This window comes from Brucella sp. IR068 (genome assembly GCF_049065885.1).
GTDB lineage: Bacteria > Pseudomonadota > Alphaproteobacteria > Rhizobiales > Rhizobiaceae > Brucella > Brucella intermedia.
Genome location: NZ_JBAKHE010000007.1, coordinates 52,312 through 64,912, shown reverse-complemented (window position 1 = coordinate 64,912; position 12,601 = coordinate 52,312). Strand labels below are relative to the sequence as shown.

Below are 12,601 nucleotides of genomic sequence, written 5' to 3'. Positions count from 1 at the left end.
CTAAATGTTGATGCTTCTCACCTTCTTCGCCGAACATATGACACCGCTCAATGTGTTCCGCTACATTACTTTCCGCACCGGCGGCGCGATGATCACTTCGGCGCTGATCGTGTTCCTGTTCGGCCCGTCGATCATCAACTCGCTCCGGGTGCGTCAGGGGAAAGGCCAGCCGATCCGCGCCGACGGCCCGCAGACCCACTTCAAGAAAGCCGGTACACCGACCATGGGCGGTCTGATGATCATGACCGGCATTCTTGTGTCGTGCATGCTCTGGGCCAATCTCTCCAGCGTCTATGTCTGGGTGGTGCTGCTGGTTACCGTGGGTTTCGGCGCAATCGGCTTTTATGACGATTATCTCAAGGTGACGAAGCAGTCCGACAAGGGCTTTTCCGGCAAGGCGCGTCTTGGCATCGAATTCCTGATCGCCGCCGCCGCCGCTTTCATCATCATGCGGGCAGGGCAGGAGCCGTTCTCGTCCTCGCTGACATTCCCGTTTGCCAAGCAGTTCGTCATCAATCTGAGCTGGTTCTTCATTCCGTTTGCTGCTTTCGTCATGGTTGGCGCAGGCAATGCCGTGAACCTGACCGACGGTCTCGACGGGCTTGCAATCGTGCCGGTCATGGTCGCCGCTGCCTCCTTCGGCTTCATCGCCTACCTGTCTGGCAATGCGATCTTTGCCGATTACCTGCAGATTCATTTCGTACCCGGCACGGGTGAGCTTGCAGTGGTTCTGGGCGCCGTCATCGGCGCGGGCCTCGGCTTCCTCTGGTTCAATGCGCCGCCTGCCGCAATTTTCATGGGCGATACGGGTTCGCTTGCGCTTGGTGGCATGCTGGGTACGGTTGCCGTTGCGACAAAGCACGAAATCGTTCTCGCCATCATCGGCGGCCTGTTTGTCGTGGAAGCGCTTTCCGTCATCATTCAGGTTGGGTCCTTCAAACTGACCGGCAAGCGCGTGTTCCTGATGGCGCCGATCCACCATCATTTCGAAAAGAAGGGCTGGACCGAGAGCCAGGTCGTGATCCGTTTCTGGATCGTCGCGATCATTCTCGCGATGATCGGCCTTTCCACCCTCAAGCTCCGGTAAAGTGCCATGATCCCGATCACCGCCCTCAAGGACAAGACGGTCGCCCTTTTCGGACTGGGCGGGTCGGGCATCGCGACCGCCAAGGCCATTCTTGGTGGAGGCGCAAAGGTCATTGCCTGGGACGACAATCCCGACAGCGTTGCCCGTGCACAGAGCGCGGGCATTGCCACGGGCGACCTGCGGCAGGCGGACTGGTCGCAGTTTGCGGCTTTCGTGCTTTCGCCGGGTGTCCCGCTGACCCATCCGAAGCCGCACTGGACCGTCGATCTGGCTCATGCTGCCGGGGTCGAGATTATCGGAGACGTGGAGCTGTTCGTTCGCGAGCGGAACCACATTGCTCCCGATTGCCCGTTCATTGCCATTACAGGCACCAATGGCAAGTCGACGACGACCGCCCTGATCGCCCATATCATCAAGGCTTCCGGTCGCGACATGCAGCTCGGCGGCAATATCGGCACAGCAATCCTCACGCTAGAGCCGCCGCAGGCGAACCGCTTTTACGTGGTTGAATGTTCATCCTACCAGATCGATCTGGCGCCTTCGCTGAACCCGACCGCAGGCATCCTGCTCAATCTGACACCGGACCATCTCGACCGTCATGGATCGATGGAAAACTATGCGGCGATCAAGGAACGGTTGGTCGCGGCAAGCGACACGGCCATTGTCGGGGTCGACGATCAATATTGCGAAGCCATTGCCGACCGGCTTTATCGTGACGGCGTGCATGTCGTGCGGATTTCCAAGGAAAAACAACTCGGCAAGGGCTATTTTGCTGACGGTGCGAAACTGCTCTGGGCACAGGATGGAGAAGTCGATGAAATCGCTTCTCTTGAAGGTATCGGCTCGCTGCGCGGCGCGCATAATGCGCAGAATGCACTTGCGGCGATTGCCGCCTGCCTGTCCGTGGGCCTGAGCCTTGAAGAAATCCACGCCGGTCTGAAAAGCTTTCCTGGCCTCGCTCACCGTATGGAACAGGTCGGACATCGCGGGAAAGTCCTGTTCGTCAACGATTCCAAGGCGACCAATGCGGAAGCGACGGCTCCGGCATTGTCTTCGTTCCCGCAGAACATCTACTGGATTGCAGGTGGCGTGCCGAAAGCTGGGGGAATTGCTTCGCTGGCCGGGTTCTTCCCACGGATTGCCAAGGCCTATCTGATCGGCGAAGCCGCCGCGCAGTTTGCGGCAACGCTTGGCGATGCGGCGCCGTTCGAAATTTCCGACACGCTTGCGGTCGCCGTTGAACACGCTGCCCGGGATGCCGGCAACGATGCGGCTCCCGAGCCGGTCGTGCTGCTGTCGCCTGCCTGCGCGAGCTTCGACCAGTTTCAGAACTTTGAAAAACGCGGCGATGCATTCCGCAGCGCTGTTCTCGCACTTCCGGGTGTCGAGCGGATAGGAGGGGAAAGCTGATGGTAAGCCGTGTCGATCGCGGTCCTGTCGCCAACTGGTGGTGGACAATAGACCGCTTCTTCCTCGCTGCATGTCTGGCCCTGATGGGGCTTGGCATTTTGTTGTCATTCGCCGCAAGTCCTGCCGTCGCGTCGCGCATCGGGCTGGACAGTTTTCATTTTGTCGAACGACAGATTTTCTTCATGCTTCCGGCGGTCGTCGTCATGATCGGCGTGTCGTTTTTCTCGCCGCGCCAGATCAGGCGCTTTGCCCTGATCCTGCTCGGCATTTCGCTCGTCCTGATGGTCGCGGCACTGTTCTTCGGCATCGAAGTGAAGGGTGCTCGGCGCTGGGTCAACCTGGCGGGCATATCCATCCAGCCATCGGAATTCATGAAGCCCGCCTTCGTGGTGGTTTGCGCCTGGCTGTTCTCGGAACGTGAGCGCGGCGGCGAAATGCCCGGCAATTTTCTCGCCATGCTGCTGTTCGGCACCGTTGCGGCCCTGCTCGTGCTTCAGCCAGATCTTGGTCAAACGATGCTGACCACCGGCACATGGGGCGCGATGTTCTTCCTTGCGGGCCTGCCGATGTTCTGGATTCTGGTTCTTGGCGGTCTTGCGGTTTGTGGCGGCATTTCGGCCTATTTCATGTTCGATCACGTCGCCGGACGTATCAATCGCTTCATGACGGGCGAGGGCGACACGTTCCAGGTCGATGCCGGTCGCGAGGCGATCCTGCGCGGTGGCTGGTTTGGACAGGGGCCGGGCGAAGGCACCGTGAAGCGCATCATTCCGGATAGCCACACCGACTTCATTTTCTCGGTCGCGGCGGAAGAATACGGCATCATCCTGTGCATGGTCATCATGCTGCTGTTCGCGTTCATCGTCGTGCGTGGCCTTTCCATCGCGCTGCGCGAACGCGATGCGTTTACGCGTCTGGCCGTCTCGGGGATTGTCATCCTGTTCGGCTTCCAGTCGATCATCAACATGGCGGTGAACCTGCATCTTATGCCTGCAAAGGGCATGACCCTGCCGTTCATTTCTTATGGCGGATCCTCGCTCATCGCCATCGCCATCACGATGGGCATTCTTCTGGCATTGACACGCCGCCGTCCGGAAGCCCGCATGACCCATACGGTCAGCATGGGCGCCGATGTGAACAGGCGCATTCCGGCTTTGTGAGGGGAATATGGGGAAAGGCGTAATCGTACTGGCCGCCGGGGGAACGGGCGGCCATCTGTTTCCGGCGGAAGCGCTGGCACATGAACTGAAGGCGCGCGGTTGGGACGTCCATCTGGCGACCGATGCGCGCGCGCAGCGTTTCGCTGGCGCCTTCGCGGAAGACCATGTTCATGTCATTCGTTCGGCGACGATCGCAGGACGCAACCCGATTGCGCTCCTGAAGACGTTCTGGTCGCTGTGGCAGGGCAATCTCGATTGCCGCAAATTGTTCCGTCGGCTGAAGCCAAAACTGGTTGCGGGCTTTGGCGGCTATCCGACGCTGCCGCCGCTTTATGCCGCCAGCAACATGAACATTCCGACCATGGTCCACGAGCAGAACGCTGTTATGGGCCGCGCCAATAAGGGCCTTGCGGGCCGGGTGAAAGCCATCGCCGGTGGCTTTTTGCCTGAAACAGGTGGCATCCATGCCGAGAAGACGGTCACGACCGGCAATCCGGTGCGTCCGCCTGTGCTGGTTGCAGCCGGAACGCCTTACAAGCCGGTCAAGGCGGAAGAACGTTTTCGCCTGCTGGTTTTTGGCGGCAGCCAGGGCGCGCAGTTCTTTTCGACCGCTATTCCCGCTGCCGTGGCCTTGCTGCCGGAAAAAGATCGCGCGCGGTTGCTGATCACCCAGCAGTCCCGCAAGGAAGACGAAGCCGCGGTGCGGGATGCTTACAAGAAGCTTGGCATTCCGGCGGACGTGGCGCCGTTCTTCAACGACATGCCGGCACGCATGGCCGATGCCCAATTCGTGATTTCACGTTCCGGGGCTTCCACCGTTTCCGAGATCACGGTCATCGGTCGCCCGGCCATGCTGGTGCCGTTTCCGCATGCGCTGGATCACGATCAGGCAGCGAATGCGGCAGCGCTCGCGGCAGTGGGCGGCGGCGAGGTCGTTCGCCAGTCGGAATTGTCGCCGGAACGCCTGGCGGGGATACTCCAGGCTGCGATGAATGAGCCACAGCGCCTCGAAGCACAAGCAAAAGCTGCGAAAAGCGTTGGCAAGCCGGATGCTGCGCGGTTGCTTGCCGATCTGGCAGAGGCTATTGCAGCGGGTAAATCTGTTCAGGAATTCAAAGAAGGAACTCGGCCATGAAAATGCCGCTGAATATCGGGCTCGTCCATTTCATCGGAATTGGCGGCATCGGCATGAGTGGTATTGCCGAAGTGCTGCATAATCTGGGCTACAAGGTACAGGGCTCGGACCAGTCCGACAGCGCCAATGTGCAGCGCCTGCGCGAAAAAGGCATTGAGGTCTTTGTCGGCCACAAGGCCGAAAACATTGGCGATGCTGAAGTCGTCGTCGTTTCGACCGCGATCAAGAAGAACAATCCCGAACTGATCGCCGCACGCGAAAAACTGCTCCCCATCGTGCGCCGCGCGGAAATGCTGGCCGAACTGATGCGCTTCCGGCATGCGGTTGCGATTGGCGGAACTCACGGCAAGACGACCACGACCTCGATGGTTGCGGCATTGCTAGATGCCGGGCACCTCGATCCGACCGTCATCAATGGCGGCATCATTAACGCCTATGGCACCAATGCCCGCATGGGCGATGGTGACTGGATGGTCGTGGAAGCGGACGAAAGCGACGGCACGTTTCTGAAGCTGCCAGCCGACATTGCGGTTGTCACCAATATCGATCCGGAGCATCTCGACCACTACGGCAATTTCGATGCCGTGCGCGCCGCTTTCCGCCAGTTCGTGGAAAATGTGCCATTCTATGGTTTCGGCGTGATGTGCCTCGATCATCCGGAAGTGCAGGCTCTGGTGAGCCGCATCGAGGATCGCCGCATCATCACCTACGGTCAGAACCCGCAGGCGGAAGTGCGTTTCGTCAATCACCGCATGGACGGTGCTGCGAGCCTGTTCGATGTCGTGATCCGCTCGCGCAAGGGCGAGGCGACCGAGATCAAGGATCTGCGCCTGCCTATGCCGGGCCAGCACAACGTATCTAACGCGACGGCGGCAATTGCGGTTGCGCATGAACTCGGTATCTCCGCCGACGATATTCGTCGTGGTCTCGGCTCTTTCGGCGGTGTGAAGCGCCGCTTCACCCATACCGGCACATGGAACGGCGTCGAGATATTCGATGATTATGGCCATCACCCGGTTGAAATCCGCGCGGTGCTGAAAGCAGCCCGTGAAGCCGCCAAAGGCCGTGTGATCGCCATCGTCCAGCCGCACCGTTTCACGCGTCTGGCAAGCCTGTTCGATGAATTTGCGGCATGTTTCAACGATGCCGATACGGTCATCGTGGCGCCGGTCTATACGGCAGGCGAAGACCCGATCGAAGGCGTCAATTCCGAGACACTGGTATCGCGCATCAAGACCGCAGGTCATCGCGATGCGCGTTATGCGAACGGCCCGGAGGCGCTGGCGCCATTGGTCGCGTCGATTGCGGAGCCGGGCGACTTCGTGGTGTGCCTCGGTGCAGGCAACATAACGCAGTGGGCCTACGCATTGCCGAAAGAACTGGCTGAACAGGGCAAGAAGTAAGATGGAAAGCGGCGAGACGCTTCTGAAAAAGCTCGACGGCAAGTTGTCGGGCCTGCGCGGCAGGCTGACAGCGGATGCCGGCATGGACAAGATTACCTGGTTTCGCGCTGGCGGACCGGCGCAAGTCCTTTTCCAGCCCGCTGACGAGGAAGACCTTTCCGCTTTTCTGAAGGCGGTGCCCGAAGAGATTCCGATCCTCGTTGTGGGCATCGGCTCCAACCTTTTGGTGCGCGATGGCGGCGTTCCCGGCTTTGTCGTGCGGCTCTCGGCCAAGGGTTTCGGCGAAGTCGAGCAGGTTTCCGACACGCAATTGCGGGCAGGGGCGGCAACGCCTGACAAGCGTGTGGCTGCGGCGGCGCTGGATGCAGGGCTTGCCGGATTTCATTTCTACCATGGCATCCCCGGCGGCATAGGTGGCGCGCTGCGCATGAATGCGGGCGCGAACGGCGTGGAAACGCGCGAGCGCGTCGTGGAAGTGCGCGCGCTTGACCGCAAGGGCGAGGTGCAGGTGCTTTCCAATACGGATATGGGCTACGCCTATCGGCATTCCTCGGCTTCGCCAGACTTGATTTTTACCTCCGTCCTGTTTGAGGGGATTGCGGGCGAGCGCGACGCAATCAGGCAGGCCATGGACGAGGTGCAGCATCACCGCGAGACGGTGCAGCCGGTGCGCGAAAAGACAGGCGGTTCGACCTTCAAGAATCCGGAAGGCACATCGGCCTGGAAGGAAATCGACAAGGCAGGCTGCCGCGGTTTGCGGGTCGGCGGCGCGCAAATGTCAGAGATGCACTGCAATTTCATGATCAATACAGGCACCGCAACGGGGCATGATCTGGAGACTTTGGGCGAAACGGTTCGCGCCCGAGTTTTTGAAAATTCGGGTATTCGCCTTCATTGGGAAATCAAACGTCTTGGTTTGTTCCGCGATGGCGAGCCGGTTGAAGAGTTTCTTGGAAAATTTTGATAAAAAAGTTGCCCGGATTTTCTACCTGATATTCCGGGCTTTTTTGCCTTCGCAAGCGACACGTAAGGTTCGTCCCTTCCTATAGGGTCTTGTCACGGAATCAATCCTCTGATTCTTTAGGGTTAACCACACAGTGATTTGATTCGGCAGGATTTTCCTGCCGCGGGTGCCTGCGGCCTGTGCTGCTGGGTTGCTCGGATTCTGTTTAATTGATGCGCAGGGGATTGCGCAGAGGGGATGCTAACATGACGGGAAAGCACGTTGCCGTTTTGATGGGCGGTTTCTCTTCGGAGCGTCCGGTAAGCTTGTCCTCCGGAGCGTCTTGTGCTGCGACCCTCGAAGAGTGCGGCTATCGCGTGACGCGTATTGACGTGGATCGCAATGTTGCCACCGTTCTTGCCGAGCTGAAGCCTGATGTTGTTTTCAACGCGCTGCATGGGCCGTTCGGTGAGGATGGCGCTATCCAGGGCGTTCTCGAATATCTCCAGATTCCCTACACGCATTCGGGCGTTCTCGCTTCGGCGCTGGCCATGGACAAGGATCGCGCCAAGAAGGTTGCCGCCGCCGCTGGCGTTGCCGTTGCTCCTTCGCTTCTGCTCAATCGTTTCGAGATCGGCGCCGAGCATCCGATGAAGCCGCCTTACGTGGTCAAGCCGGTGCGTGAAGGTTCCAGCTTTGGCGTTGTGATCGTCAAGGAGGATCAGGCCCATCCGCCGCAAATCATCAGCTCTGCCGAGTGGAATTACGGTGCTGAGGTTCTGGTCGAAAAATACATTCCCGGTCGCGAGTTGACCTGTTCCGTTATGGGTGATCGCGCCATGGACGTGTGCGAGATCATTCCCGTCGGGCATCAGTTCTACGATTATGATTCAAAATATGTTGCAGGCGCATCAACTCACGTGTGCCCGGCGAAAATTTTACCAAATATTTACCAAAAAATACAAACAATGGCCCTTACGGCGCATCGGGCAATCGGGTGTCGGGGCGTAAGCCGGTCAGACTTCCGTTTCGATGATCGTTTCTCCGAAGATGGCGAAGTTATCTGGCTGGAAATCAATACCCAGCCGGGGATGACTTCCACCTCGCTCGTGCCTGATATCGCCAGAGCGGCTGGTATCTCTTTCGGTGAATTGTTGAGTTGGATGGTGGAGGACGCGTCTTGTTTGCGTTGAACGGAAAATCGGACGGATACGGGCGCTCGGGCTCGATGCGGGATGCATCGGGTGCGATGGGTGCCGCTTTTGTCCTGCCCCGCTTCCTGCGCAAGCCGTTCCGCTTTGCCGTCCGCCTGTTTCAGGGCAATGTCAATATTCCGCGCCATGCTGGCACCGTCGGTATGCTGGGCTTCCTCGGTGCGACCGGTCTCTATGGCATGGCCGTCGGCGGTCATACGCCCGAGGTCGTCAAGGCAACAGCATCCACGCTTGGTTTTGCAATCGAGGATGTGAAGGTTGTCGGCAACAACGAGACCTCCGACATCGATATTCTTGGTCAGCTCGATCTCGACGGCGAGACGTCCCTTGTCGGCCTGAGCGCCGAAGAGGCACGCCAGTCCATCGACAAGCTGCCCTGGGTTGAAAGCGCGGAAGTCCGCAAGGTTTATCCCGGCACCGTTCTCGTGTCGCTGCGCGAGCGCAAGGCGTTTGCCATCTGGCAGAACGACAAGGATCTGTCCTTGATCGACGCTGCGGGCGACACCATCGTTCCGTTTCGTCCGGGCCGTTACAATTCGCTGCCTCTCGTGGTGGGTGAAGGCGCAGAAAAAAAGGTCAAGGGCTTCGTCGATGAGATTGCCGCCTATCCGGCGCTGGCCGGAAAGGTTCGCGCTTACGTCCGGGTCGGCGACCGTCGCTGGGACCTGCTTCTGGATAATGGCGTGCGCATCATGCTTCCGGAGACTGATCCGCTGAAGGCGCTGGCGCATGTCGAGAAGCTTGATCAGGAGCAGCATCTTCTGTCGCGCGATATCGCTGCGGTCGATCTTCGTCTCGAAGATCGCGTGACGGTGCAGCTGACGGCAAGCGGCATGGAGCAGCGCCAGAAATTTCTGGCAGAGCGTAAAAAAGAACTATCCCGCACGGGGAAACGCGTATGAGTATTCTGGGCGGCAAGGGGACATCACAAGGCGGGACTGCAGGGCGCAAGGTGCGCCTGTTAACGGTTCTGGATGTCGGGTCGAGCAAGGTTTCCTGCGTCATCGCGAGGTTGCGTCCGCATGAGGGCGGCGCACTGCTGCCAGGCCGCACGCACCGCATGGAAGTGCTGGGCATCGGCCATCAGCGTTCGCGCGGCGTCAAGTCGGGCGTCATCATCGATCTGGATGCGGCTGAACAGTCGATCCGTCTTGCGGTCGACGCCGCAGAGCGCATGGCCGGCCTGACCGTCGATAGCCTTATCGTCAATATTTCCGCTGGTCGCCTCAAGAGCGAAACCTTCACGGCAAGCGTCAATCTGGGCGGCCATGAAGTGGAGCAGACGGATATTCGCCGCGTTCTGGCGGCGGGCGCAAAGCAGGCGCTGGCCGCTGAACGTCACCTCGTCCATTCGCTGCCCGTCGGCTATACGCTCGACGGTGAGCGCGGCATTCGCGATCCGCTTGGAATGCTCGGCGACAGTCTCGGTGTCGACATGCATGTGCTGACAGCCGATGCTGCGCCGCTGCGCAATCTGGAGCTTTGCATCAATCGTTGCCATCTGTCGGTGGAAGCCATCGTTGCAACGCCTTATGCCAGCGGTCTTGCGGCTCTGGTCGGCGACGAGGCTGAAATGGGCGCGGCCTGCATCGATATGGGCGGCGGCACGACGACGATTTCCGTCTTCTCCGAAGGCAAGTTCATTCACGCCGATGCAGTGGCCATCGGCGGCACGCACGTTACGATGGATGTGGCGCGCGGCTTCTCCACCCGTATGGAAGACGCCGAACGCCTCAAGGTCATGTACGGCTCTGCGCTGCCAAGCGCTGCCGATGACCGCGACCTCATCTCGGTTCCGCCGATCGGTGACGATGAGCGTGATGTACCCAATCAATATCCGCGCTCGGTACTGACGCGGATTATCCGTGCGAGAGTGGAAGAGACGCTGGAACTGGTGCGCGACAGACTCAACCAGTCCGGCCTCGGACATATCGTCGGCAAGCGCGTGGTTCTGACGGGGGGCGCAAGCCAGCTGCCGGGAATGCCGGAGGCTGCCAGACGAATCCTTGCAAGAAATGTACGAATCGGGCGTCCTCTAGGAATAGCGGGATTGCCTGAGGCGGCTAAGGGGGCGGCTTTCGCCGCGACCGTTGGACTTCTGATTTACCCGCAGGTGGCCGGGATAGAAGAACGGTCGGTGAAAGCGGCTTCCTCCGGTCTCATGACCGGTACGGGTGGGCGCATTCAACGTGTCAGCCAATGGCTGAAAGAGAGTTTCTGAGTATCCAGTATTGTGTAAGCTGTTGAAATAGCGTGTTGAATTAGCGTGTCGACTTATTGGGGCGTGACCATCTGGGTAACAACCAATCCACACCGCGGCGGCGAAGCGGTGGTAAGGCTTAAGAGGAACAAGGACCTATGACTATCAATCTGCAAAAGCCGGATATCACCGAGCTGAAGCCCCGCATCACCGTATTCGGTGTCGGCGGCGGCGGTGGCAATGCGGTCAACAATATGATCAATGCCGGCTTGCGCGGCGTGGATTTTGTCGTGGCCAACACCGACGCTCAGGCTTTGACGATGTCGAAGTCCGAACGCATGATCCAGCTCGGCGCTGCCGTTACAGAGGGTCTTGGTGCTGGTTCCCAGCCAGAGGTTGGCCGTGCGGCTGCTGAAGAATGCATCGACGAAATCGTCGATCATCTGAACGGCACCCACATGTGCTTCGTGACGGCAGGCATGGGCGGCGGCACCGGTACCGGTGCTGCTCCGGTCGTGGCGCGTGCTGCTCGTGAACGCGGTATTCTCACCGTCGGCGTCGTGACCAAGCCTTTCCATTTCGAAGGCGCACGCCGCATGAAGACCGCCGATCTCGGCATCGAAGAACTGCAGAAGAATGTCGATACGCTCATCGTCATTCCGAACCAGAATCTTTTCCGCATCGCCAATGACAAGACTACCTTCGCCGATGCTTTCGCAATGGCTGACCAGGTGCTCTATTCGGGCGTTGCCTGCATCACCGACCTGATGGTCAAGGAAGGCCTGATCAATCTCGACTTCGCCGACGTTCGCTCGGTGATGCGCGAAATGGGCAAGGCAATGATGGGTACGGGCGAAGCGTCCGGCGAAGGCCGCGCGATGGCTGCTGCCGAAGCTGCAATCGCCAACCCGCTGCTCGACGAAACCTCGATGCGCGGTGCGAAGGGTCTCCTGATCTCGATCACCGGCGGTCGCGACATGACCCTGTTCGAAGTGGACGAAGCCGCGACGCGTATTCGCGAAGAAGTCGATCCGGATGCGAACATCATTCTTGGCGCGACCTTCGACGAAGGCCTCGAAGGCGTCATCCGCGTGTCTGTCGTCGCTACCGGTATTGATAAGCAGTTAGGAGACGCGGCGCCTGCGCCGCTGGAATTTCGCCAGCCGGTAAAGCAGACCGCACAGGCAAAGCCGATGGCTCCGCATGGCGCACTGCGTCCTCCGGTCGTTGAACAGCCGCGTCAGGTTGATCCGATTGCCCAGGCGATCCAGTCTGCTGAAGCTGAAATTCCCGCCGCACCGGCTGCACCTGCCGCTTCGGCAGAGCCGGAATTCCGCCCGCAGAGCCGCATCTTCCAGGCTCCGGCACCGGAATCCTTCGAACGCGCTCCGGTTGCCCGTGCGCCGATGCCGCAGGCTCCGGCTGCCCATCAGGCACAGGCCGTGCAGCAGCCGGCCTATCAGCAGCCGCAGATGCATGAACAGCCGGTTCGTGAACCGCGTCCTGCTCCGCGCATGCCAGCCGTTTCGGATTTCCCGCCGGTTGCACAGGCTGAAATCAATGCCCGTCGCGCTCCGCAGCAGCCTGTACAGGAAGAGCCGCGCGGTCCGATGAGCCTCTTGAAGCGTCTGACCCACGGTCTGTCGCGTCGTGAGGACGATCAGCCTGCGGCCCGTCTGGAACCGGCTCAGCACCGCGAACCCGGCATGCGCCCGGCTGAACGCCGCGCTCCACAGCAGGATTCGTCGATCTATGCACCGCGTCGCGGCCAGCTTGACGATCAGGGCCGCCCGCAGCCGCGCGCAGCTTCGGAAGAAGACCAGCTCGAAATCCCGGCCTTCCTGCGCCGCCAGTCGAACTGAGCCATTTCTGGCAATGAATATGAAAGCCGCGGGTAACTCCGCGGCTTTTCGTTTCTGTAAACAGAAACAGCACGTTCGTAAGAAAGCGTGATTTTGTTCAGGCCGCGCGAATTATTATCTTGATCGAAACGGGTATGGTTCGGGCGGCGGAGTTTTGTACACCCTTGCGTATTTCCTGTCGCAATTT

10 protein-coding genes are annotated in these 12,601 nt (G+C 59.7%); all 10 read left to right on the top strand.

The features are described 5' to 3' along the window. The first annotated feature begins 4 nt into the window (after positions 1-4). Positions 5-1,087, top strand: coding sequence for a phospho-N-acetylmuramoyl-pentapeptide-transferase (gene mraY / locus ACOWVS_RS13375; RefSeq protein WP_006467224.1), 1,083 nt, complete (start codon positions 5-7; stop codon positions 1,085-1,087). Positions 1,088-1,093: 6 nt separating this feature from the next. Beyond that, positions 1,094-2,497, top strand: a complete 1,404-nt coding sequence (gene murD / locus ACOWVS_RS13370) for a UDP-N-acetylmuramoyl-L-alanine--D-glutamate ligase (RefSeq protein WP_021586882.1) — start codon at positions 1,094-1,096, stop codon at positions 2,495-2,497. Further along, on the top strand, positions 2,497-3,657 hold the full coding sequence (ftsW, locus tag ACOWVS_RS13365) for a putative lipid II flippase FtsW (protein WP_006467222.1): 1,161 nt from the start codon (positions 2,497-2,499) through the stop codon (positions 3,655-3,657). The genes murD and ftsW overlap by 1 nt, the downstream gene beginning before the upstream one ends. 7 nt (positions 3,658-3,664) lie before the next feature. Then, complete coding sequence (murG, locus tag ACOWVS_RS13360) at positions 3,665-4,792, top strand: undecaprenyldiphospho-muramoylpentapeptide beta-N-acetylglucosaminyltransferase (protein ID WP_021586881.1); 1,128 nt, start codon at positions 3,665-3,667, stop codon at positions 4,790-4,792. Next, complete coding sequence (gene murC, locus ACOWVS_RS13355; RefSeq protein ID WP_006467220.1) at positions 4,789-6,195, top strand: UDP-N-acetylmuramate--L-alanine ligase; 1,407 nt, start codon at positions 4,789-4,791, stop codon at positions 6,193-6,195. Before murG ends, murC begins: the two co-directional genes overlap by 4 nt. 1 nt (position 6,196) lies before the next feature. After that, on the top strand, positions 6,197-7,159 hold the full coding sequence (gene murB / locus ACOWVS_RS13350; RefSeq protein ID WP_021586880.1) for a UDP-N-acetylmuramate dehydrogenase: 963 nt from the start codon (positions 6,197-6,199) through the stop codon (positions 7,157-7,159). A gap of 245 nt (positions 7,160-7,404) precedes the next feature. Further along, a complete protein-coding gene (locus ACOWVS_RS13345; protein WP_025090506.1) occupies positions 7,405-8,331 on the top strand; it encodes a D-alanine--D-alanine ligase in 927 nt (308 codons plus the stop codon). Further along, positions 8,319-9,254, top strand: a complete 936-nt coding sequence (locus ACOWVS_RS13340; protein WP_025090505.1) for a cell division protein FtsQ/DivIB — start codon at positions 8,319-8,321, stop codon at positions 9,252-9,254. Before ACOWVS_RS13345 ends, ACOWVS_RS13340 begins: the two co-directional genes overlap by 13 nt. After that, positions 9,251-10,573 carry a cell division protein FtsA gene (ftsA, locus tag ACOWVS_RS13335; RefSeq protein WP_006467216.1) on the top strand — a complete coding sequence of 441 codons (1,323 nt, stop codon included), beginning with the start codon at positions 9,251-9,253 and terminating at the stop codon, positions 10,571-10,573. The genes ACOWVS_RS13340 and ftsA overlap by 4 nt, the downstream gene beginning before the upstream one ends. A gap of 137 nt (positions 10,574-10,710) precedes the next feature. Further along, positions 10,711-12,414: a cell division protein FtsZ gene (ftsZ, locus tag ACOWVS_RS13330; protein ID WP_006467215.1), complete on the top strand. Its 1,704-nt coding sequence runs from the start codon at positions 10,711-10,713 to the stop codon at positions 12,412-12,414. Positions 12,415-12,601: the final 187 nt, after the last annotated feature.

Excerpts from the sequence above, each read along its gene's own strand:
- mraY (WP_006467224.1), top strand. The coding sequence starts at position 5 with ATGTTGATGCTTCTCACCTTCTTCGCCGAACATATGACACCGCTCAAT.
- murD (WP_021586882.1), top strand. The coding sequence starts at position 1,094 with ATGATCCCGATCACCGCCCTCAAGGACAAGACGGTCGCCCTTTTCGGA.
- ftsW (WP_006467222.1), top strand. The coding sequence starts at position 2,497 with ATGGTAAGCCGTGTCGATCGCGGTCCTGTCGCCAACTGGTGGTGGACA.
- murG (WP_021586881.1), top strand. The coding sequence starts at position 3,665 with ATGGGGAAAGGCGTAATCGTACTGGCCGCCGGGGGAACGGGCGGCCAT.
- murC (WP_006467220.1), top strand. The coding sequence starts at position 4,789 with ATGAAAATGCCGCTGAATATCGGGCTCGTCCATTTCATCGGAATTGGC.
- murB (WP_021586880.1), top strand. The coding sequence starts at position 6,197 with ATGGAAAGCGGCGAGACGCTTCTGAAAAAGCTCGACGGCAAGTTGTCG.
- ACOWVS_RS13345 (WP_025090506.1), top strand. The coding sequence starts at position 7,405 with ATGACGGGAAAGCACGTTGCCGTTTTGATGGGCGGTTTCTCTTCGGAG.
- ftsA (WP_006467216.1), top strand. The coding sequence starts at position 9,251 with ATGAGTATTCTGGGCGGCAAGGGGACATCACAAGGCGGGACTGCAGGG.
- ftsZ (WP_006467215.1), top strand. The coding sequence starts at position 10,711 with ATGACTATCAATCTGCAAAAGCCGGATATCACCGAGCTGAAGCCCCGC.